The organism is Oleiphilus sp. HI0067, assembly GCF_001635735.1.
This window is the reverse complement of the sequence record NZ_LWFI01001166.1, coordinates 1-22,000: the sequence shown is the minus strand read 5'-3', so window position 1 is coordinate 22,000 and position 22,000 is coordinate 1. Positions and strand designations below refer to the sequence as shown.

The following is a 22,000-nucleotide window of genomic DNA, read 5'->3' as shown; positions in this document are numbered from 1 at the left end:
CAGCTTGCCTTATCGTTTATAGGAGCTCTTCGGCAACGTTTAATACGTTTTCGACAGTAAATCCGAACTCTTCGAACAATTGATTTGCTGGTGCAGACTCACCGAAGGTTTCCATACCAACAATACGTCCATCTAAACCAACGTACTTGTACCAATAATCTGCGATGCCAGCTTCAACTGCTACGCGAGCAGTAACTTCAAGTGGAAGAACGCTTTGCTTGTATTCAGCACTTTGACGGTCGAACACGTCAGTTGATGGCATTGAAACAACACGTACCCTTGTGCCCTTCTCGATAAGCTTTTCTGCCGCTTCTTGCACCAAAGCAATTTCAGAGCCTGTCGCAATAAAGATAAGCTCAGGCGTACCATCGCAATCACGTAGTACGTACGCACCTTTTTCGATGTTTTCTACTTGCGTAGCATCGCGAGTTTGGTGAGGTAAGTTTTGACGGGAGAATACAAGAGAGCTTGGGCCATCTGTGCGTTCTACTGCTGACTTCCATGCTGCTGCAGATTCAACAGCATCACATGGTCGCCATGTATCCATATTTGGCGTCGTTCTCAATGAAGCAATCTGCTCTACTGGTTGGTGCGTTGGACCATCTTCACCCAAGCCGATTGAGTCATGCGTAAATACGAAAATTGAACGTTGCTTCATCAATGCAGCCATACGCACTGCATTACGCGCATATTCCATGAAAATCAGGAAGGTCGCACCGTAAGGAATAAAACCACCGTGTAACGCAATGCCGTTCATTATTGCTGACATACCGAATTCTCGAACACCGTAGTGGAGATAATTACCCGAAGCATCTTCAGCTGTAACAGCTTTTGATTCGCTCCACATTGTAAGGTTCGATGGTGCGAGATCCGCAGAGCCCCCCATAAACTCGGGAAGAAGTGGGCCAAATGCGTTTAGTGTGTTCTGAGAAGCTTTGCGGCTAGCAACTGTATTTGCATCGACCTGGCACTGATCAATGTAAGCTTTCGCTTTCTCAGAGAAATCTTCCGGTAGGTCGCCAGATAAGCGGCGTGCCAATTCGAGCGCTAACTCAGGGTAAGCCTCAGCATAAGCCGAGAACTTCTCTTCCCATGCATCTTCGAGCTGCTGGCCTTTATCTTTTGCATCCCACTGTGCATAGACATCTTCAGGTACTTCAAATGCACCGAATTCCCAGCCTAACTTCGCACGCGTTGCAACGATCTCTTCTTCACCTAATGGTGCGCCGTGGCAATCTTCTTTACCTTCTTTATTTGGCGAACCAAAGCCAATGATTGTTTTGCAGCAAATCAATGTTGGTTGAGTGGTGTTCGCTTTCGCCTGTGCAATCGCTGCTTCAATTGCGTCTGCATCATGGCCATCTACTGCAGGAATTACTTGCCATCCGTATGATTCAAAACGCTTAGGCGTGTCGTCTGTAAACCAGCCTTCAACTTCGCCATCAATAGAAATGCCGTTGTCATCATAAAATACAACAAGTTTGCCGAGGCCTAGAGTACCCGCAAGAGAGCATACTTCGTGCGAAATACCTTCCATAAGGCAGCCGTCACCAGTAAAGGCGTAAGTGTAGTGATCAACGATGTCGTGACCATCTTGATTAAACTGGGCAGCCAAAGACTTTTCTGCGATCGCCATGCCTACTGCATTTGCAATACCTTGACCAAGAGGACCTGTAGTTGTCTCAACACCTGGCGCATAGCCATATTCAGGGTGACCAGCCGTTTTAGAATGTAATTGACGGAAGTTTTTCAGATCATCAATGCTTAAGTCATAACCAGTCAGGTGCAGCAGTGAATAGATAAGCATCGATCCGTGACCATTTGACAAAACAAAGCGGTCACGATTTACCCAATGTGGATTCGTTGGATTGTGATTTAAGTGGCCGTTCCATAGGACTTCGGCAATGTCGGCCATCCCCATTGGTGCTCCTGGATGTCCAGATTTTGCTTTCTGAACCGCATCCATACTCAATGCGCGGATTGCGTTAGCTAGATGACGTCGTGATGACATTCCAATTCTCCTAGGGGTAAATACATTAATAAGGCCAAAAACGGCGCAGTATTTTCGCTTAATTCAAGCGCACGAGCAACAGTCAGGAAGAGTAAATCGACTCACTCTGCCCTTGATTTATGTTATTTATTGAGAAACTTACTTAAACTGCATGTGTTGTGCTCTGAGCAAGATCTAATAGCTCTCTTAATGCCACGGAATACATCGCGTATTCAGCATCATCGCTCGCTTTAAGTTCAGTTAAAGTGGACTGCCATCGAAACACTAAATCTTCATGCTGCTCCATCCAAGTATTAATGCGTTTCGCGATGTCTTTAGGAGCGCCTTTCATAGCAAGAAGCCCGCTTGTAAGCGCGCGCTGTTGCCAGTCAAGATCTTCTCTAAATGCTTCCCTTGCAAGTGCCTGCCAGTGGGTTGAAGGGCTCAATCGATCGATCTGTTGGGCGAACCAATTAAGATCGAGGTAGTCGCCAATGCCGTAATACACTTCAGCCACGCGCTCTAAGCTTGCATTTGAGGCTTCATGCGCTTCAATAATCCCGAGAGCGGCATAACTCAACGAAGCTCCCGCAATTGTACTAGCTAACTCATCGGGAACACCCTGTTCAGTTAAGGATGTGAACCGAGCGTTCCAGCTTTCTTTCACTTCACCTCTCAAGTAATCAGGCAAATGCGCCGAAATCTGTGACACACCAGAGGCAAATCTTTCTATGTTTGCTAAGACGTGTAGCTCTGAGCGGCGATTGCGGATAAGCCAGCGAACTGATCGCCGTATCAAAGTCATTAAACTTAGCATCATGTCGATCTGCACGGTTGCAGGCACTTTATAATCAAGCGCCTCAATAGACTCCCAATAATGATCGAGTTTGAATACGTCTTTCGCAATCAAATATGCAAGCGCAATTGATGTCGCATTCGCGCCCGTAGAGGTATGAAGCCGCTCAACAAAAGAAATGCCCATGTGGTTGACCATATCATTGGCGACCTGCGTTGCGACAATCTCACTGTGTAACTGGTGCTGGCTAATCTGCTCGCCGAACTTCTTATTCAAGCGCGAGGGAAATACATTGAATACTTCTTTTGCAACGTAAGCATCTGATGTGAAACATGAATCGTTTAGCAGCTCTTTGAGATCACCTTTCACATACGAAATGAGCACTGCTAGCTCAGGGCGAGTCAAGCCGGAACCGATAGATTTTCTTTCCACCATTTCCTCTTCGAGGGGTAAGAACTCTAACTCTCGGTTCAACTTGCCTGCTAGCTCCATGGAATTCATTAAGCGGCGATATTCTTCAGTGCGAGCAATCGCTTCGTGCGAGGCGATACTAATAGCTTGTGTTTGTCGATAATTGTGGCGCAACACATGTTCAGCAACATCATCTGTCATGTCGTGCAGTAATTTATTGCGCTGTTTATCGGTCATATCTCCGTCAGCAACAACACCACCCAGCAAAATTTTGATGTTTACTTCGTTATCAGAACAATCCACGCCAGCGGCGTTATCAATAAAGTCAGTATTCAACAACCCGCCGTTTTGAGCATACTCAATGCGCGAGCGCTGGGTCATCCCTAAATTACCACCCTCGCCTATGACTTTGACGCGAAGCTCTTCGCCATTTACGCGCAAGCCGTCGTTTGCCTTGTCTCCGCAATCTGTATGTGCTTCGGTTTTAGCCTTAACATAAGTTCCAATCCCTCCAAACCACAACAGATCTGAATCTGCTTTCAGTAAGCGATTGATCAATATCATTGGCGCTAGACTGTCTTCTTCTGCATCGATCAGCTTTTTGATCTCAGGACTCAATGGGATAGATTTAGCATCTCGTCTGAACACACCCCCGCCACGAGATATCAAGTCTTTGTTGTAATCATCCCAAGACGATCTCGGCAATTCGAAAAGCCTTTTTCTTTCTTTAAAGGATCGCTCAACATCTGGATTAGGATCGATAAATATATGTAGATGGTTAAATGCTGCGACCAGTTCTGTCTTGTCGGACAAAAGCATTCCATTGCCGAACACATCGCCGGACATGTCACCGATGCCAACACAACTAAAAGTTTCTTTTTGGATATCTTTTCCAAGCTCTTTAAATAATCTTTGAACAGATACCCACGCACCTCTTGCGGTAATACCCATTTTTTTGTGGTCGTAGCCTTGGCTGCCACCAGATGCAAATGCATCGCCTAGCCAATGCCCCCGATCCAAAGATATTTGATTTGCGATATCTGAGAATGTCGCAGTACCTTTATCAGCGGCCACAACCAAGTAATAGTCATCTTCATCATGACAAACTGTATTTTTTGGATGAACCACCTTTTGCTTGACCAAATTGTCGGTGACATCGAGCAATGCTGAGATAAAGATTTTGTAGCATTCAACACCTTCTTTAAGAAACGCATCTCTGTCGTTCTGCGGAAGTTGTTTTGCGACAAAGCCGCCTTTCGCTCCAACCGGCACGATAACTGAATTTTTTACCTGTTGAGCTTTTACTAGACCCAAGACTTCCGTTCTATAGTCTTCATTTCGATCTGACCAACGTAAGCCACCACGAGCAACACGGCCACCCCGTAAGTGCACGCCTTCAATTCGGGGCGAATACACAAATATTTCAAACATCGGTACAGGCAGTGGCACATCAGGAATGAGGCGCGGTAATAATTTAAATGATAGGTAGGCCTTTGCTGCGCCTTGTTCAGCTTGGTAGAAATTGGTCCTAACGGTTGCCTTAATCAAAGACAGATACAGTCTTAAAATTTTATCTTCTGTAAGGTTTGGCACTGATTCTAGTGCGTCGTTGATGAGGTTTTCTAACTCACCGCCTCGCTCTTCTCGTTCAGCAACTTTTAAACCCTTCGGATTAAACCTCACATCAAACAATTCAAGTAAAAGCCTGACAATCGCTCCATTTGCAATCAGAGTGGATGAAATAAGCTCTTGAGAGTTACTGACTCGAATTTGACGCATATACCGTGCATAACTTCTAAGTACAGCGATTTGGCGCCAATCTAGATAGGCGCTTGCAAGCAACCTGTTGAATCGGTCGTTTTCGGCGCGTTGAGCCCATATTTCTTTAAATAATTCTTCAAACTGCGCGCTAATTGCAGATAATTCTACGTCAGTCTGGCCCTGACTTTCCAACAAGAAATCATGAATCCAGACACTGTTTGCATCGTCATTCTTAACGATAAACGGGCTTTCACCAATGACATTGAAGCCCATGTTTTCAAATATGGGCAGAACTTCTGATAAGGTGACGGGGGTATCCGAAAAGAACAGTTTGCAATGAAACTTCGACGCAGGTTCCGACATCGCCCGATAAAAGCTCATTTCAAAACCAGGTGAGCCGATAATTTTATCGATGTGCTGCAGATCTAAAGATGCTCTCCGTGCGGTGAACGCTTCGCGGTAACTGGCATTAAACCCTTGTCGGTATTGCTTCGCTAAATGAACGCCTTTTTCTTCGCCGTATTGATCATTTAATGCAGCCTCCAAATCATCAAACCACGAAACGACTGTGCTCATTATCTTCTTTCTAATGGAGTCGTAAACTTCTTTAGATGGTGGCGTTTCGCTGAGTTTTACGTTGAACTGCGTTCGTGCAAGAGGAGATTCCGAAAGATGCGTATTGAAGTCAATGTCTTCCGCGTTCAAATCTTTGGCCAGTATGTTCTGTAGTTTTAACCTGAGATCGGTATTGAACAAGTCGCGAGGTACGTATACTAAAACACTCACGAAGCTGCCAAAGGCATCTTCGCGCATATACACGTCTACCTTGCGACGCTCTTGCGCATACAAAGCAGCCTGCAACGCACTAGTAAGACGCTCGGTCGAAACCTGAAATAATTCGTCGCGCGGAAAGGTTTCTAACAGTTGTCTGAACTCTTTTCCGCTGTGATCTTTCTCGTTGTAGCCTGAAAGATCGATAGCTTCTTTCGCTTTCTCTCTTAAAAATGGAATACGAGAAACTTCTTCGTTAAACACGCGTGCTGTGTACAGTCCGATGAAACGTCTCTCACCGATGACTTCTCCATCGTCATTAAAACGCTTTACTACTATGTAATCCGGGTATGCAGGACGATGAACGCGGGCGCGTCGGGAGGACTTCGCAAACAAGAGTATGTCGGGTCGCAAAATATGCTCTGCAACTGATTCTGGTATTTCTGCCAAATCCAAATTTTCTTGCGTCCGATGCGCGTGCTTAAGAATGCCTAATGCAGAATCATCGTTTCGAACCAGTAGTGATTTAGTCTTAGTTTTTTTGAGGTCATACTCGATATACCCCAAAAAGCTAAAGCGGTTATCAGATAGCCAAGATAAAAAGGCAGTCGCTTCTAATAGTTCTTTCTCCGTAGCGCGGGAGTGACCTTTTTCTTTCCAGCTATCTGTTATGGCAGTGACTCGCCCAAGCATTTCGTCGTAGTCATCTACTGCATCGGCAACTTCACTCAAAACGGATTCAAGCTCCGCCTTTAAGCTAGTCAATTCTTCTTGACTGTTAACCCGATCAACCTCAATAACCATTAACGCTTCAACATTGCATTTAGGACTTGATGAGGCGTTATCAATCGCTTTTAAAGAGCCCTTGTCATCACGTGTTGTATGCAAAATGGTATGTTGAATGCCTTGCACTCGCAGATTCTTATCAGCAAGCGCCATTCTGATAGAGTCAACGATAAACGGAATGTTGCGCATGAGCACGCTTATAACGGTGTGCGGGCTTTGCCATCCGCTGACCTCAAGTCCAGGGTTGTCGATTTGCACAATCGCATCAGTCTTAAGTGACGAGTTGACTAGACGCCATTTGCTAACAAAATAGCCAAATACATCGACGATGGACTTACCAACAAACTCCTGGGTATAGGCTGATGCCAATACATATTCGATAAAATCGATAAGAGGTTTCTGCTCTTGTTTTGGCATTGTTGATGCCGCGTGCTTACTAAGAATTTCAAGTATTTCTTTTTGTTCCTGAGTTTCTATCAATTTCATGTTTAGCAAAAACCTCGAAAGTCGTTGTCAATCCCGCTAATTCACAATTTTATGAGACGTTTTAGAATGTCGATTAAGAATAGTTCATAGGGCTGAAATTGCGTATTAACGCGCCATGCAATAACGTGGCTACCTTGTAACAATCAATCAGTTGAGACTCATCCAACATGCAAGCCAATCAAGTATTTTCGTCTCTAAAGATGCAACTGTCGTCAACCATCATTGGACAGGAGCATTTGGTGGACTGTTTGCTGATCGCATTGCTAGCCGATGGCCACTTGCTTGTAGAGGGGGCGCCAGGGCTTGCAAAAACAAAGGCAATTAAGTCTTTGTCTGATCATATTGAAGGCGACTTCCAGCGTATTCAATTTACACCGGATTTGTTGCCTTCTGATATTACAGGCACCGAGATCTATCGAATGGAAACAAACTCGTTCGAATTTCAGCGCGGACCGATTTTTCACAACCTCGTACTTGCAGATGAAATTAATCGTGCCCCAGCTAAAGTACAAGCCGCTTTGCTTGAAGCAATGGCGGAGCATCAAGTGAGTGTAGGTAAACAGACATACCCGCTTGATGATTTATTTTTAGTGATGGCAACACAAAACCCAATTGAGCAAGAAGGCACTTACCCTCTCCCTGAAGCGCAGCTTGACCGTTTTCTCTTGCATGTAACGATCGATTATCCATCTGCGGAAGCAGAAAAGCTTATTTTGCGTTTAGTCCGAGATGAGCTCAAGAAAGCCGCCAGTGAAGCTGAGTCTGGAATCACATTAAGTAAAGCGGTTATCCAACAAGCACGACAAGAAGTTTTGGGTATTCACATGTCTGAAGCTGTTGAGGATTATATTATTTCCCTTACGACGGCGACGCGAGAGCCAAGAAGATTTAGCGAAGAGCTTGCACGTTGGGTCGAATTTGGTGTGAGCCCCAGAGGCACAATTTCACTCGATCGTTGTGCACGGGCCTACGCATGGATTAAAGGAAAAGACTTCGTCTCACCTCAAGATGTGAGTGCTGTGATCCATGATGTTTATCGCCACAGAATTCTGCTTAGCTTTGATGCCGAGGCAGAAGGCGTATCTATAAATGATGTTATCGACCATTTGTTGTCGTGCGTCCCCGTCGCATAAGCTTTCATCACGATCGTGCGCGTAATATCCGACAAATTGATCAACGCAGGTGTTTATGTCAGCGTTGAATCGCTCGTTAAACTGAGTTCGACAGCGCGTCGTTTGAGTTATTTTCGGGCGCGTGTTGTTAAGCAGCAACAAGCCGGCTCGCATCACTCCCGCTTCAAGGGGCGCGGGATGGAGTTCGCAGAAGTACGTCCCTATCAAGCGGGTGACGATGTGCGAAGCATCGATTGGCGTGTAACTGCGCGCAAACAATCTACGCATACAAAGCTATTCCAAGAAGAGCGAGAGCGTCCTGTTGTGGTTATCTGTGATCAGAGCGCTTCTATGTTTTTTGGTAGCCGCGGCTGTTTAAAATCTGTACTCGCAGCGCGATGTGCAGCACTATTGTCTTGGAGTGCGTATGCGCATAATGATCGCGTAGGCGGAATAATTTTTAACGATCAACAACTACTCACTATCAAACCCGGTCGTAACCGCAAGTCTATTCTTCAGTACATCAACCATGTCGTTGCGTTAAACAACGAACTAAGTGCAGAGACCTCGGCATCAGCGCCTCAACTTAATCGAAATCAACAGTTCACCCTAGCGCTCAAAGAAGCTTGCCAAGTCATAAAGCCGGGTACCTTGATATTTGTTATTAGTGATTATCACAAGCTTGATGCCACCGGCGAGCGCCATCTAAATACTTTGGCTAAGCATAATGAGCTTGTATTGCTACGCTGCACAGACCCCTTAGAAAAGAATTTGCCAACAGGGGGGGCACTTCCGGTGTCGGATGGCGATCATACCTTTTACATTCGCGGACAAGACGAGGGTGCTCGTAAGGTCTTATCTAATTGGGATGAAGCAATTACTAATCGCGTCGAACAGCTGTCGCGTAATAGGGATGTAAATGCTTGGGAGTTGAACACGAATCTCGACTTTGAGCATCAACTTGCTGAAATTTCTCGGCAAGTTTCGTTAGGAGCATCATCGCGATGAACGAGCTCCCTATTCACGACATTATTACTCAGCCTGCTATTTCATGGTGGCCGCCATCTATTGGTTGGTGGGTGCTTGCCGCTCTACTAATTACACTTATTTTTGTGACCGTTAGATTCATTTTTGTGCGTCATCGCAATAACCAATGGAAGCGTGTTGCGCTAGCTAAGTTCGAGACTCTTAAATCGCAGGAGTCTCAGACAGTTCAATTAAATCAAGATATTCAAATCTTGTTGAAACAAGTAATTAGTTATGTCGAGAAAGATTCTAGTATCAAATCGCGTCATGGCGCTGAATGGGAAAATTGCTTGTCTTCGCATATTCCTTTGCTCGACCAAGCCGCGTTAGATGCTCTTGGTGATGGAAATTACAGGGCATCGCCAAATCGTATCGATGAACAAGCATTAGAGGACATTGAACGCTGGCTTAGGAAGATAAAATGCTAGATTATCTCTCTCAGCTTGAATTGCTCTGGCCCTACGCTCTCCTGCTTGCTTTCGCACCGTTGCTGTTGCAGATACGGAAAGATAGGAATTCGGATGATGACAGCGTTTCAAATGCACCATATATTCACGCATACGTTAATGCGCACTCGGAATACGGTTTTACTCAGTCGCAAACCGGCAGACTTCATAAACGCAAAAAGTCTATTTTAATTTTGTTGTGGCTTTTGCTCGTTATAGCGCTAAGTCGTCCACAACTGCTAGGCCCCGCGGTCGAGCTCCCGCTTGAAGGGCGCGACCTAATGCTTGCCATAGATATCTCTCCGAGCATGAAAGAAGAAGATATGCCTTTGGACGGTTATCGTGCAACGCGCTTAGATGTCGTTAAATCTGTTGTCGGTGAGTTTACAAGTAAACGACAAGGCGACAGATTGGGTCTGATTCTGTTCGGCACAGAGCCTTATATTCAGTCTCCTTTATCCTTCGACACCAAGACGATCAACACCCTGCTTCAAGAGGCGTTTCTTGGAATGGCGGGTCAAGCTACTGCGATCGGTGACGCGATTGGTCTAGCGGTCAAACGTTTAAAAGATCGTCCTGAGCAAAGTCGCGTTTTAATTCTTTTAACTGATGGTGCAAATACTGCTGGAGAGATCCCTCCTGAAAAGGCCGCAGAGCTCGCAGGTAGTCTTGGCATTAAAATATACACTGTCGGCATTGGTGCAGATGAAATGCTGCAACGGAGTCTATTTGGAACGCGCCGAGTTAACCCCTCGGCCGATCTCGATGAGGACTTGTTAAAGCAAGTCGCTGCAACAACGAATGGCGAATACTTCAGAGCACGCAATGTAGAGGAATTAAAAGAGATCTATACCTTGATTGATCAGCTAGAACCTATTGAATCAGATGTAAGAATCTTTCAGCCGAAGCAAGCGATCTCACATTATTTTCTTGCTCTCGCACTACTGATTTTTAGTGCTTACAAGCTTGTCGTTTTACTCCAAAGAGCAAGCCGCCAGTCTAGTATGCGTGAGAAACAAGATGCTTGATCTAATTCTTCCTCATTTTCTCCGACCGGATTTTTTGTATTTATACCTAGCTTTACCCTTTGTTTGGTGGTTGCTAAAACGTGGCGCAACGCAAGACAATTCCTGGACGAAACATATCGACTCAACACTGCTAGAGGCAATTCAGGGCGGAACTCTTGAAGTCGGGAAAAAAACTAAGCAACCGTCTCGAGCCATCGGCGTCATAATTTTTGCTCTCTTGATTTTTGCCTTATCCGGCCCGAGCTGGAAGCAAACGAAAACACCTTCAGTCCAGCCGAGTGATAACGCTGTTGTAATTTTAGACTTGTCACTATCTATGATGGCGGAGGATACCGCGCCTTCGCGTCTCGTCCGTGCAAAGCAAAAAATAATAGATTTGTTGAAACTGCGATCTGGTGGATCAACTGCACTCATTGCCTTCTCGGGCGATAGTTTTGTCGTCACTCCGCTCACTGACGACACAAATACGATTGAAGCCAATCTAAAAGCACTAGCACCTCTAATAATGCCTGTTATTGGGAGTCGACCTGACTTAGCTGTTACGCAGGCAGTTTCTGTAATGGAAGATGCTGGATTCAACCAAGGTCGAATTTTTTTATTTACTGATGGCGTCGCAGAGCATCACTCGAAACGCATAACCGAAACATTAAATTCTAAGCTTTTTTCGCTAGATATTATTGGTGTCGGAACCGAATTAGGCGGCCCCATCAAGCTTCCGGATGGACGCGGATATCTTAAAGACAAAGGCAGTGTTGTCATTCCGAAGCTAGAGATGGCTCAATTAACATCGCTGGCTACATCTCATCGTGGCCAAGCAGAACGCTTGAGTCTGGATAGTAGTGATCTATTAAATCTCAGAGCCGACGATCTGAGCACGGAGCTTAATCCGGAGCTCAATGAACGGGAATTCGATCAATGGCAAGACATGGGATATATCTTTTTAGCGATTGCTCTGCCAATCATTCTATTAGCTTATCGCCAAGGTGCACTGCTGCTTGTTTTGATCTTTATACTTCCTGACGAAGCGTCTGCATTTAGTACAGATACATTATGGAAAAGCAATGACCAGCAGGCGCAAGAACTCTATGAGAGCGGCGACTTCGAAGGTGCCGCCGAACAATTTGAAAGCCCGCTACATAAAGCAGATGCGTATTATCGTGCAGAAAAGTATCAACAAGCTGCAGATATTTACCGGACTTATGAAGATGCGACAAGTCAATATAATTTAGGAAATTCCGCCCTACTCCAAGGCAATGTTGATGAGGCGATTAGTGCTTATGAGCAAGCGTTGAACCTTAAACCTCAGTTCACCGAAGCGGCAGAAAACAAAGCGATCGCTGAGCAGATTAAGCAACAGCAAGAACAGCAGAACCAAGATGAACAGCAGAACCAAGACGGTCAACAGAATCAAGACGGTCAACAGAATCAAGATGGTCAACAGAATCAAGACGGTCAACAGAATCAAGACGGTCAACACAATCAAGACGGTCAACAGAATCAAGACGGGCAACAGAATCAAGACGGTCAACAAAATCAAGACGGGCAACAAAACGCTGAGAAGAATGGCGATGATTCGGGAACTCTTCAAAACACTGATGATATTAAAGATCAGAACGAGGAACAATCTAATGCCGCCTCGCAACAGACTAGTAATGATGAGACGAACGAAAAACTTAGTGCACAACAATCACAAGCGCTCGATGAGCTTGATCAACAGCAAGCTGGCAGTGATGATAGTGGTGAGTTTGCTGCCTACAGTGATCAGTTGAGTGATGAAGAACGTCGCTCATATGAGCAATGGATGCGCAGAATACCTGACGACCCTTCTGGTTTGTTAAGGCGTAAATTTGAACAACAGTCTCGCGACAGAAATAACCAAAACAATCCTGAGGAGCCATTATGGTAAAGGCGCTCTTTCACTCATTTATGAACATCTCGTTCTTATACTTATTAGTAATGATGCCCAATGTGCATGCTGCAGATGAGACAACTCTCGATATCAGTATCGACAAAGATAAGTTGTATCAGAACGAAATTTTAAACCTCACCGTTACAGCGCGAGCCGAAATGGGCTTTGTTGGTGGCTTGATGAGTTTAGGAGGTATGCAAATAGATGCACCTGACTTCCCTAATCTCGAAGAAACCTGGACGATATTAGACCGTCGCCAAAGCTATAACATGCAATCGATTAACGGTAAAACTGAGAGCCTTATTACCTGGCGTTATGCACTAAGCCCAAAAAGCTCCGGAAGCTTAACAATCCCAGAAGCCAGCTTTAAGGACGCAAAGAGCGCGCCGGTTAGCATTGAAGTAATTGCAGGGAATCGTCCGCATAGTGATGCTCAGCCACCATCTGTATTTTTAAAAGCGAGTATCGATAAACCAAGCCCCTACCTGCAAGAACAAATTATTTATACTCTCGAGCTCTACACGCTCGGCGAAGCTCGTGGCGATATGTCTGAACCACAAAATTCAGATTTTATTATCGAGCCATTTGGAGAAACGTCCAAGACTTACAAAATGGCATACAACCAGCGCTACGAAGTATACGAACGACGTTATTTGCTGTTCCCGCAAAAAAGTGGCGCACTAAGTCTTGCGGGCCCTGAATTCACCGGAACCGTCGTTGATTCTAGGACTCGTCGAAGAGCTCGTGCTCGCGAGTTAGCAAACTCAGTCGAGTTCGACGTAAAACCGCCTCCCGCAGAATTTTCAGGCAAAACGTGGCTTCCAGCATCAAGCCTGGCGCTCACTCAATCGTTCGACCCTGAGATCTCAACGCTTGAAGTGGGCGGATCGGTAACGCGAACGGTGACATTATCTGCATTAGGTTTGCTTGGCTCTGCGCTACCCGAACTAGCGCCTCCGTCGTCTAATGCGCTCAAGGTATATCCTGATACGCCAGAACTCGACACGATTGAACACTCAGCTGGAGCACAAAGTCAGCGCAAGGAACGACATGCGCTGGTTGCCGTTTCGCCAGCGCAAGCGATCCTACCTGCACTCGAAATAAAATGGTGGGATACGGTAAATGATGTAGAGCGTGTTGCACGTCTACCAGAACAGTCTATCGACGTTGTCGCGGCTTCTAGACTTGGCACTGAGCAAGACCTTAACACGCCAGACTCGTCGGCTCTTGATCAAAACTCTGAGGATTCAAGCTCTAGCTCTGAGCTTTCGGCGCTAAATTCTGAGGCAGAGACTACACAAAGCACCTCAGAACAGGTTGTGTCTAGTTCCTCGTATCTATGGCCTATCGCAATAGTTTTAGTACTAATTTCTTGGGGTGCTCACGCTACTTGGTTATATAGGAAACTTCGACGAGATAATACTCAACAAGAACGCAAGCCCAATAGAGAACAAGATATTTATGATGAGTTGATCCATTTGATTGAGCGTTCCGACATGCGGTATTTGAGTCTATTTCACACATGGTCCAGACAACTCGATCGCATCTCGTCATTAGATCAAAATGATGCAAAACAAATTATCGCTCGGCTAGAAGCGGCAAAGTATTCCGCACAACATGATAATGAATCATATAAGCAGGATGAAAAACAATTGTTAGCAGCGGTGAAAGCTCTGCATAAGTTGAGCATGTCTGGCTCACGTTCTGGTAAATCTGATCGGTACGGACTAAAACCATTCTACCCTGTTTAACATCTTAATAAGGCAGCTAAAGATGAAGTGCCATGATCCTTGCGGAGCATGTTGTATCGCGCCAGAGATAACAAGTGCTTTACCAAATATGCCAGACGGAAAGCCAGCCGGAGTCCGGTGCGTTAATTTGGATTCCGAAAATCGCTGTATGGAATATGAAAAAAGACCTAAGGTGTGCCGCGAATTTAACCCTACAGAATATACATGCGGTGATTCATTTGAAAACGCTTTACGATTAATCAGCGAATTAGAAGCAGCAACTAAGAGCTGAGTTGTTTGCGAAGAAAGTTGGTTTTAATCGATATAGAAATTATCGAGCTGGTTTGATTTTCAAACCACCAGAAAACAAAAAACCCGCGATCAAGCGGGTTTTTTACTGAGCAGCGTTAGCTAATTACTACACGCCGAGCGTTTCAACTAGTACGGCTTTAATTACGAAGCCCGCCGCGCCCATGCCTAGTGCAGCAAAAAGAACCATTGTGCCGAATTTCCCAGCATCTGATTTCTTAGCTAAATCCCAAACGATATAAGCCATGTAAGCGATAAGCGCCGTTATACCGATCGCTAAGCTCCAAGTTTCAAAGGTCTCTACAGACATATTCGCACCTATTTAATCTAAGTAATGAAAAATTTTGGGTGGATTCTAATTGATCTAGATCAAATTACTAGTGCTAATACAGTGATATCAGAGATAAATCGTAGTGAATAATAATTAAGCAATTGTGCGGTCAGGTAAATGGCTTATCTGTCGCGATAATATTGCCTTGCAATTTTATCTGCGTCTCGAAATATCCAATATGAAAATCGCCATCGCCACATATTTAAGATTGTTTTAACGAAGCCTTCTGTTTCCCATTTCCTGGCGGACGTAATGGAGCGAAACGTAAACTGCTGCGGTTTAGAGCGTTCTTTTAAACGAATCGATATTTCAACATCTTCCATGAGGATTTGCTCTGGAAAACCTCCGAGAGCCTCGAAGACACTTTTTTTGATTACTTGTGTTTGGTCACCCGTACATATGCTGCTTAATCCAGATCGCCAACGAATCATAAAACTCAAAAAACGAAAATGAGGTGCGTGGTTATCAAATTCAAGCGAACCATATCCCCACGAGCAATCAGAACGACTAAAGTCCTTAAGCTGTTGATCATTGAACAATTCAATGGTCGTGTCTGCGTGAACAAACATCAGAATGTCGCCTGAAGCATGCTTAGCACCAAAATTCATTTGATATGCTCGGCCAGGACGATCACTCATTAAATAACGAGCTTTTGATAGTTGCAGAGATTCAAATCGAGCGCGTGTATCATCGGTGCTAGCAGCATCCACTACGACCAATTCGTGAAGGTTGTTTCCGAGATTATCCAATAATGAGCTTACAGAACGAATTATCGAGTCCTGCTCGTTATGAACAGGAATTACGACACTCAATCTTGTGTTAGCCGGAGAGGTATTCATTAAAGACGACTGGCTTACAGCGCGCCACCACAGCTACTACCCTGACCTGCCGTGCAACCATAACAATGCTCACCTATGACAATAGGATGACCGTCTAAGTTCGTTTCGAACAGTTCACTGACATGCAGTGCTGAATTGTCACTTGCTATGATGTTTTTATCTTGCGAGTGGATAGGTAATTCAAGCATTTGGTTAAAATCACAATCATAGACATAACCTTTCCAATCGACGCTTAAGGTGTTTCGACACATCACAGCGTCAACATTGCTTGGCGAATACGCGTCTTTTAGGAGCGTCATATAATCATTGAACCCACCTTTTGCCAGCAGCACGGCGCCAAAGCGAGCAATTGGCATATTTGTAATCGTATAGAGATCATCGAATTTTATTTCGAAATTACTAAATAAATGCTTCTGATAATCAGCTTTAAGTTTGTCCTGAGGAGGCGGTAAGAAGGCGCCATTAGGGTTATAAACCAAACTTAGTTTTTTGTCGTCGTCGCCAATCCCGTAGCCGAGCGCATTGAGCAGGTTCAGCGCCTTTATGCTTCCGTCAAATGTTCCCTTTCCACGCTGAGCATCGACGTTGTCTTCTGTGTAACATGGAAGTGAGGCAACGATCTCAACATCATTGTCAGCTAGAAATTGTGCTAAGTATTCTTGTCCTGGCTCGAGCAGAACGGTGAGGTTACAGCGATCCATCACATGCACGTTTCGTTTTCGGGCCTCCGACACAAAGTATCTAAAGTGAGGGCTTAATTCTGGTGCTCCACCAGTCAAATCGAGCGTATTAATTCCGTGCAGATCGATCAGTCGCAACAATTGATCGACGGTCTCTTTGCTCATTAACTCGGTGCGTGTTGGCCCCGCATTCACATGGCAATGTGTACAACTTAGATTACAGAGATACCCCAAGTTGACCTGCAATACTTCTATATTACGTCGTTTGATTTTAGGGAAATCGCTATCTAACAAAAGAGGGCGGGTATCGCGCATATAATTATATCTTCGTCTTAATAATCATTTGTCTGAAATTGTGTTTTAAAGACACCTTAGAACCAAAATAAGTTCCGTGTCCTTAGAATTTATTTGAACTTCTAAATTCAGAGGGCGTACATCCAAACCATCGCTTAAATACGCGTGAGAAATTCGATGCTTCTACATATCCAACACTTAAAGCAATACTCTCAATACTCTGATTTGTATCACTCAAACGCAACAGAACAAGCTCTTTTCTTACTTCATCTAACAAGCTTTGAAAGCTTGTGTTATCGCGTTTTAACTTTCTAATAAAGGTACGTGTAGACATAGCAAAATGTTCAGAGACGTCTTCTTGTTGTGGAAAGCGCTCACTAAACTCAAAGAGGAAGTGCTTGACCTGTCGAGAAAATTCACCGCCTTTGTTTTCTTGATCAATTAATAACTGACACTCTCGTTGTGCATTACGAAACGCATACTGATCCGCCGTAAGGGTTTGTTCATCCAGAGCTTTGCTTGGTAATACAACCTTGAGCGTTTCATTACCTAACACAATGGTCGCACCACCAAATTTAGTTCGATAACGGTCAATATCTGACAATACGTTTACTGGCAAGTGGACCTCAAGTTGAGAGATCTGCTTACCTGTCGATTTCTCGTAAAAATCTAGCAATGACCCAATCACCATTGTGCTTACAAATAAATTTAGATTTTCTAAATCAAAGTCTGGAACGATCGTGAGTGTTGTATAGCCATTTACATCGGAAACACCCATTTTGATGATTGCGATGCGCGTCGCTAGCATCTGTTGGATTAGAAAGAACATTTGTCGAACCGTGGGGGCTGAGATTGCGCCATAGCCCAGAGGCCCGTGCGCGCTCGACTGACTTATCGTTGATATATCGAGTGCTAGGTCATCTGAGCCAGACAAATGCTCTGCTTTCGCATATAACCTTTTAAACTGCTCAAAACTAACATACTGGCTGCTATCGATGAGCTGCTCCCAAGTTAAGCTATTTCCTTCAAACAATTGCTCTATCACAACACCAGCATTTCGGCAGTGTCCAGCCAACAAACGAGCGTAGCTTGGGTGAATGCTAGGGCTTAAGTGTTGAAGTTGCTCTTTACTAATCGACATACGATGATCGTTAATTGATTCCGGAAGAGTGTCATATTATGACGATTTAATGCCAGTTTCAACGCTTAATTTTTGATCTATCACTTGCTGTAATAGCTCCACGATCAATAAGAATAGGAATGAATCATGCGCGCAGGTACTTTTATATCTCCAACAGGAGAGGTTTACGTCGACAAAAAACGTCATTTTTGGCTGGTCTCTTTTATGGTGCCCCTGCTGGCTGTCGCAGGCCCTTTGCTATATATGTTGTCACCTAATGACGTATTTTTATGGCTGTTCATTGCATTTTGGTATCTCTTATTTCCTGTCATTGATTATTTTATGGGCGAAGACACGAGTAATCCGCCTGAGTCTGTTGTACCGATGCTTGAGGCAGACCCTTATTATAAGTTCATCGCTAGGATCAACGTTCCGGTCGTCATTGGTGTCTTCATATTTATAGCGTGGTTTGTATCTTCGTACGATCTAAGTGTCGCTGGTTATCTTGGAGCAGCACTCACCACGGGGTATATCGGCGGATACGGTCTTAACATCGGACACGAGCTGGGCCACAAAAAGACTTCTACTGATCAGTGGCTCGCTAAACTTGTATTAGCACCGGCGGCATATGGACATTTTTTCGTTGAGCATAACCGGGGCCACCACAAAATGGTTGCTACGCCAGAAGATCCTGCATCTTCAAAAATGGGCGAGAACATATACTCCTTTGCCGCACGTGAATTACCTAACGCAATCGCACGAGCAGCTAAAATTGAGCATCAGCGACTTAAAGACAAGGGGTTATCACCCTACTCTTTGAAAAATGAATTTATACAAACTGTGTTGATGACTGGCGCATTTTACGTCTCACTTGCGCTCATCTTCGGGGCTGTGGTGATACCTTTCTTGTTGATTGCTGGGTTTTGGTCAATGTGGCAACTCACATCCGCAAACTATATTGAGCACTACGGTTTGCTACGCAAAAAACTTGAATCAGGGCGTTATGAACGGCCTCAACCTCATCATAGTTGGAACAGTAACCACATCTTTTCTAACTGGGCTTTATTTCACTTGCAGAGGCATTCAGACCACCACGCTAACGCCACCCGTGCTTACCAATCGTTGCGTCATTTTGATGATCTACCATCGCTCCCAAATGGCTATTTTGGCATGTTCCCTGTCGCGTATATCCCATGGCTATGGTTTAAGGTGATGGATAAACGCTTGATCGAGGTTGTGGATGGTGATTTAGATAGAATCAATATTCTCCCTTCAAAGCGCGACGCGCTCATCAAGAAATATCAGTTAAAATCGTCTTATAGCCTGAATGAGGTGGCAGCTTAAAATATAGACGTCTTTGGTTAATCAGCGTCAGTGATGGGGTCAAATCTGACGTTGATTAAAATTTCTTTGCCCATCTGTCGCTGCAAATTTGTAAGTTTTTCTATTAAGATCTCGGTTACATGAGTGCCGCCGCGCAGTAGCAGCATATTCTTTTCACTATAAATATCCTCGACAATCACCATGCCGACCTTCAGTCCGTGTACATGCACGATAGTTTGCTTAGTCGCATCAGAGAGTTCGCGCTCTAGCTTAATCATGCTCAATGCTTGCAAGGCTTTATGATCAAAGGCCGCAGCATTTGCGTTCAATTCGTGAATTGCTTGATCGTGAGGTAATGGAGTAACGGACGGACTAAATCTCAACTCGGCATAAGCGAGCGCAACATTAAACAAGCGGTTTAACGGCGATAGCTCATCTGCCTTAAGACCTAGAGGAAACCCCGATCCATCTAATCGTTCTTGTTGTTTAAACAAAATGTCAGAGCACGCTGAAAAGGCTTCGATCGCAATAAGTGTGCATGCCCCGTTTGCTGGATATGCGTGATATAACTCTTTCTCTGATTCGCTTAAATTTGAATATCCTTTCTCAAGAACCGCATCAGGAACGGATATTTTGCCGAGCCCATGTAAGCGCGAAGCTTGGTACAGTACTTTTAGTCCATCTTTCTCAACATTGAGTCGGGCGGCTAGTTTGGTGACAACCTCTTCGAGTTGATGTGCAAATGCCCTCTGACCTGGTTGCTTCATATCTAGCAGGTTCAGAAAGCTTTCTTCCATTAACAGATAGGCATCTACAGTTGCTTGTTTGTTTTGTTGGTTTTCCTGCGATTGTTCAGCGAGTTCTCGCTCGATGCCTTCTTTTGATTCAGACACCTCATCATGCATTTTCTTAAGTGTATGCAAGGCACGATTTTTCATTTTCTCTTTATTACGGCGTGCCAGCGCATCTTCTGCTAAAGCTAGGAACTCTGTGTTATCCCAAGGTTTGCTTACGAATGCGAAAATCTCACCATCATTTATCGCACGTACCGTGTCTTCTTTATCTGCTTGCCCAGTTAGTAAAATCCTCGGTGCCGCAGGAACAATGCTTTTTGCTTGCGATAAAAACTCGGCCCCATCCATCCCAGGCATCCGCATGTCACTGATAATGAGATCTGGCCTTAGATCTTTCAGTACTTCGACGGCTCTCTCTCCTGAGTCAAAGGTGTGCACTTCAAACGGGGATTTCCGAAAAACGCGTTTCATTGAATTGAGCACATCTTGCTCGTCGTCAACTATAACGATGATATGCTTATCGCTCACTAATATTCCTCCAAATCACACAACCTAAAAAACTATTCTTGTCTATACTAGCTTACAAATCAGAAGCTGCAGGGTTAGTTCTATGTTTAGCAGAACATACACAGACAAATCGAAAGATAGATCAATAGCGCCGCTGCTTATTATTGTGTCTGTGATATCATTATTTTCGGCACTGACAATAGTTCTGTTTTATTACCTGATGCCCCCAACTTCTGTAGGCCTCTTGGTTGGTTTAATTATTGTTTCAACCTCATGTATTGGCGCTACAGCTCTTTCGGTTAAAAAATCTCAAAATTCACAAATCGCATCAATAACTGAGGATAACGATAACCTTACCGATGAAAAAACTGCTCTAATCCGAAAGCTAAAGGCCATCGAATCTGAATTAAGTCAAAAACGTGATGCCTTAATATTAACAGAGAAAATGGCAAGTTTAGGTCAGATGTCGGCTGGCATTGCTCACGAAATCAATAATCCCGTTGGTTTTATGATGAGTAATTTATGCACACTGAAGGAATATATCTTTTTCCTTGATCAGCTCACGAAGCAACTCCTTGATTTGATGGGATCGTTATCCAAGTCAGAAAAGCTAAATCATGAAGAAATTCTTGTCTCAATTGAGAAAACCTTGAAGATTGAGGATCTAGATTTCGTGCTAAGCGATGCAAATAGCTTAGTCGACGAAAGCATTACTGGCGGTACGCGAATAAAAGAGATCACTAATAGTATGAAGGGCTATGTTCGAGAGACGACAGAAGAGTCAGTGGTTCTTGTGAACGACTTGATTGAGCAAACGCTGAACATTGTTTGGAATCAAATAAAATATAGCTGCACGCTTGAAAAACAATTGAATCACTGTGATCAAGTTAAGCTATCCCCTAGCGCTTTTAATCAAGTACTATTAAATATAATGGTGAACGCTTCGCATGCGATGGATGGTAAAGCAGGCACACTGCGAATTACGACGTTCAACGACAACAATATGGTCATTACTGAGATAGCGGATTCTGGTTGCGGAATATCAAAAGGCAATATTAAAAAGATTTTTGACCCGTTTTTTACAACGAAACCCGTTGGCCAAGGTACGGGTCTTGGTATGTCAATCAGCTATGAAATTATCAAAGGATTTGGAGGTAAGATCGATGTTTCTAGTGAAGTTGACGTAGGTACGACATTTAGAATTTCTTTACCTAAGTATGTTAGCGAAGACTAATTACCGAGCCTTAACTGTTGCAGTTCTAATGAACGACCTTTCACTCGTTTAACTTTTCCAGTAAGGCGATTGTTGTATTATCTCAGCTATTCCGCCCTTAGCTCAGCTGGATAGAGCAATCCCCTCCTAAGGGATAGGTCTCAGGTTCGAATCCTGAAGGGCGGGCCATTCTGGATGAGAGCCTGAGAGGTTCGAGCCGAGCACACAGTGCGAGACAACGTCGACGGAACGGCGACGACCCGAAGGGAGAGCGACGCGAATCATCCTGAAGGGCGGGCCATTCACTCCAAGCCTTTCATAACTAAATTTGTTTTGTA

16 protein-coding genes and 1 tRNA gene are annotated in these 22,000 nt (G+C 44.4%); 10 read left to right on the top strand and 7 right to left on the bottom strand.

Features of this window, described 5'->3' with window-relative positions; translation table 11 throughout:
• Positions 1-16: 16 nt before the first annotated feature.
• Both tkt and A3739_RS17115 read right to left on the bottom strand, forming a co-directional pair.
• On the bottom strand, positions 17-2,011 hold the full coding sequence (gene tkt, locus A3739_RS17120; protein ID WP_068481909.1) for a transketolase: 1,995 nt from the start codon (positions 2,009-2,011) through the stop codon (positions 17-19).
• A gap of 142 nt (positions 2,012-2,153) precedes the next feature.
• Positions 2,154-7,001 (bottom strand): NAD-glutamate dehydrogenase, encoded by a 4,848-nt coding sequence (locus tag A3739_RS17115; protein WP_068502184.1) that lies wholly within the window; start codon positions 6,999-7,001, stop codon positions 2,154-2,156.
• 167 nt (positions 7,002-7,168) lie between these two features.
• Between A3739_RS17115 and A3739_RS17110 the strand changes: the two genes are divergently transcribed.
• The 7 genes from A3739_RS17110 to A3739_RS28205 are packed head-to-tail and all read left to right on the top strand — an operon-like array spanning position 7,169 to position 14,544.
• A complete protein-coding gene (locus A3739_RS17110; protein WP_068475748.1) occupies positions 7,169-8,134 on the top strand; it encodes a MoxR family ATPase in 966 nt (321 codons plus the stop codon).
• 15 nt (positions 8,135-8,149) lie between these two features.
• Entirely contained in the window at positions 8,150-9,121 is a 972-nt protein-coding gene (locus A3739_RS17105) for a DUF58 domain-containing protein (protein ID WP_068502181.1), read from the top strand.
• On the top strand, positions 9,118-9,567 hold the full coding sequence (locus A3739_RS17100) for a DUF4381 domain-containing protein (RefSeq protein ID WP_068475751.1): 450 nt from the start codon (positions 9,118-9,120) through the stop codon (positions 9,565-9,567). The genes A3739_RS17105 and A3739_RS17100 overlap by 4 nt, the downstream gene beginning before the upstream one ends.
• Positions 9,561-10,613 carry a VWA domain-containing protein gene (locus tag A3739_RS17095; protein WP_068475753.1) on the top strand — a complete coding sequence of 351 codons (1,053 nt, stop codon included), beginning with the start codon at positions 9,561-9,563 and terminating at the stop codon, positions 10,611-10,613. The genes A3739_RS17100 and A3739_RS17095 overlap by 7 nt, the downstream gene beginning before the upstream one ends.
• Positions 10,606-12,519, top strand: coding sequence for a VWA domain-containing protein (locus A3739_RS17090; RefSeq protein WP_068502179.1), 1,914 nt, complete (start codon positions 10,606-10,608; stop codon positions 12,517-12,519). The genes A3739_RS17095 and A3739_RS17090 overlap by 8 nt, the downstream gene beginning before the upstream one ends.
• The gene (locus A3739_RS17085; RefSeq protein WP_068475757.1) at positions 12,513-14,273 is read left to right on the top strand and encodes a BatD family protein; all 1,761 of its coding nucleotides are present in this window, start codon (positions 12,513-12,515) and stop codon (positions 14,271-14,273) included. Before A3739_RS17090 ends, A3739_RS17085 begins: the two co-directional genes overlap by 7 nt.
• Before the next feature lie 22 nt (positions 14,274-14,295).
• Entirely contained in the window at positions 14,296-14,544 is a 249-nt protein-coding gene (locus A3739_RS28205; protein ID WP_082878463.1) for a YkgJ family cysteine cluster protein, read from the top strand.
• Between the two features lie 126 nt (positions 14,545-14,670).
• Here A3739_RS28205 and A3739_RS17080 read toward each other — a convergent pair whose 3' ends face one another.
• The 4 genes from A3739_RS17080 to A3739_RS17065 form a co-directional block, all read right to left on the bottom strand.
• Positions 14,671-14,871, bottom strand: coding sequence for a DUF2788 domain-containing protein (locus A3739_RS17080; RefSeq protein ID WP_068474998.1), 201 nt, complete (start codon positions 14,869-14,871; stop codon positions 14,671-14,673).
• Between the two features lie 143 nt (positions 14,872-15,014).
• Complete coding sequence (locus A3739_RS17075) at positions 15,015-15,731, bottom strand: TIGR04283 family arsenosugar biosynthesis glycosyltransferase (RefSeq protein ID WP_068475759.1); 717 nt, start codon at positions 15,729-15,731, stop codon at positions 15,015-15,017.
• Positions 15,732-15,745: 14 nt separating this feature from the next.
• Positions 15,746-16,726, bottom strand: a complete 981-nt coding sequence (gene arsS, locus A3739_RS17070; protein ID WP_068475761.1) for an arsenosugar biosynthesis radical SAM (seleno)protein ArsS — start codon at positions 16,724-16,726, stop codon at positions 15,746-15,748.
• Between the two features lie 82 nt (positions 16,727-16,808).
• Positions 16,809-17,846, bottom strand: coding sequence for an AraC family transcriptional regulator (locus A3739_RS17065; RefSeq protein WP_068475763.1), 1,038 nt, complete (start codon positions 17,844-17,846; stop codon positions 16,809-16,811).
• Positions 17,847-17,972: 126 nt separating this feature from the next.
• Between A3739_RS17065 and A3739_RS17060 the strand changes: the two genes are divergently transcribed.
• Positions 17,973-19,169, top strand: a complete 1,197-nt coding sequence (locus tag A3739_RS17060; protein ID WP_082878462.1) for an alkane 1-monooxygenase — start codon at positions 17,973-17,975, stop codon at positions 19,167-19,169.
• A 17-nt stretch (positions 19,170-19,186) separates the two neighbouring features.
• On the opposite strand, the gene A3739_RS17055 is transcribed toward A3739_RS17060, so the two are convergent.
• Positions 19,187-20,470: an HD domain-containing phosphohydrolase gene (locus A3739_RS17055; RefSeq protein ID WP_068502176.1), complete on the bottom strand. Its 1,284-nt coding sequence runs from the start codon at positions 20,468-20,470 to the stop codon at positions 19,187-19,189.
• 82 nt (positions 20,471-20,552) lie between these two features.
• Between A3739_RS17055 and A3739_RS17050 the strand changes: the two genes are divergently transcribed.
• Both A3739_RS17050 and A3739_RS17045 read left to right on the top strand, forming a co-directional pair.
• Positions 20,553-21,683 carry a sensor histidine kinase gene (locus tag A3739_RS17050; protein WP_082878461.1) on the top strand — a complete coding sequence of 377 codons (1,131 nt, stop codon included), beginning with the start codon at positions 20,553-20,555 and terminating at the stop codon, positions 21,681-21,683.
• A 91-nt stretch (positions 21,684-21,774) separates the two neighbouring features.
• Positions 21,775-21,851, top strand: a tRNA-Arg gene (locus A3739_RS17045).
• The last annotated feature ends 149 nt before the right edge of the window (positions 21,852-22,000 follow it).

Excerpts from the sequence above, each read along its gene's own strand:
- A3739_RS17085 (WP_068475757.1), top strand. The coding sequence starts at position 12,513 with ATGGTAAAGGCGCTCTTTCACTCATTTATGAACATCTCGTTCTTATAC.
- A3739_RS17080 (WP_068474998.1), bottom strand. The coding sequence starts at position 14,871 with ATGTCTGTAGAGACCTTTGAAACTTGGAGCTTAGCGATCGGTATAACG.
- A3739_RS17050 (WP_082878461.1), top strand. The coding sequence starts at position 20,553 with ATGTTTAGCAGAACATACACAGACAAATCGAAAGATAGATCAATAGCG.
- A3739_RS17075 (WP_068475759.1), bottom strand. The coding sequence starts at position 15,731 with ATGAATACCTCTCCGGCTAACACAAGATTGAGTGTCGTAATTCCTGTT.
- A3739_RS17065 (WP_068475763.1), bottom strand. The coding sequence starts at position 17,846 with ATGTCGATTAGTAAAGAGCAACTTCAACACTTAAGCCCTAGCATTCAC.
- A3739_RS17095 (WP_068475753.1), top strand. The coding sequence starts at position 9,561 with ATGCTAGATTATCTCTCTCAGCTTGAATTGCTCTGGCCCTACGCTCTC.
- A3739_RS28205 (WP_082878463.1), top strand. The coding sequence starts at position 14,296 with ATGAAGTGCCATGATCCTTGCGGAGCATGTTGTATCGCGCCAGAGATA.
- A3739_RS17100 (WP_068475751.1), top strand. The coding sequence starts at position 9,118 with ATGAACGAGCTCCCTATTCACGACATTATTACTCAGCCTGCTATTTCA.
- arsS (WP_068475761.1), bottom strand. The coding sequence starts at position 16,726 with ATGCGCGATACCCGCCCTCTTTTGTTAGATAGCGATTTCCCTAAAATC.
- A3739_RS17060 (WP_082878462.1), top strand. The coding sequence starts at position 17,973 with ATGCGCGCAGGTACTTTTATATCTCCAACAGGAGAGGTTTACGTCGAC.
- A3739_RS17115 (WP_068502184.1), bottom strand. The coding sequence starts at position 7,001 with ATGAAATTGATAGAAACTCAGGAACAAAAAGAAATACTTGAAATTCTT.
- A3739_RS17090 (WP_068502179.1), top strand. The coding sequence starts at position 10,606 with ATGCTTGATCTAATTCTTCCTCATTTTCTCCGACCGGATTTTTTGTAT.
- A3739_RS17110 (WP_068475748.1), top strand. The coding sequence starts at position 7,169 with ATGCAAGCCAATCAAGTATTTTCGTCTCTAAAGATGCAACTGTCGTCA.
- tkt (WP_068481909.1), bottom strand. The coding sequence starts at position 2,011 with ATGTCATCACGACGTCATCTAGCTAACGCAATCCGCGCATTGAGTATG.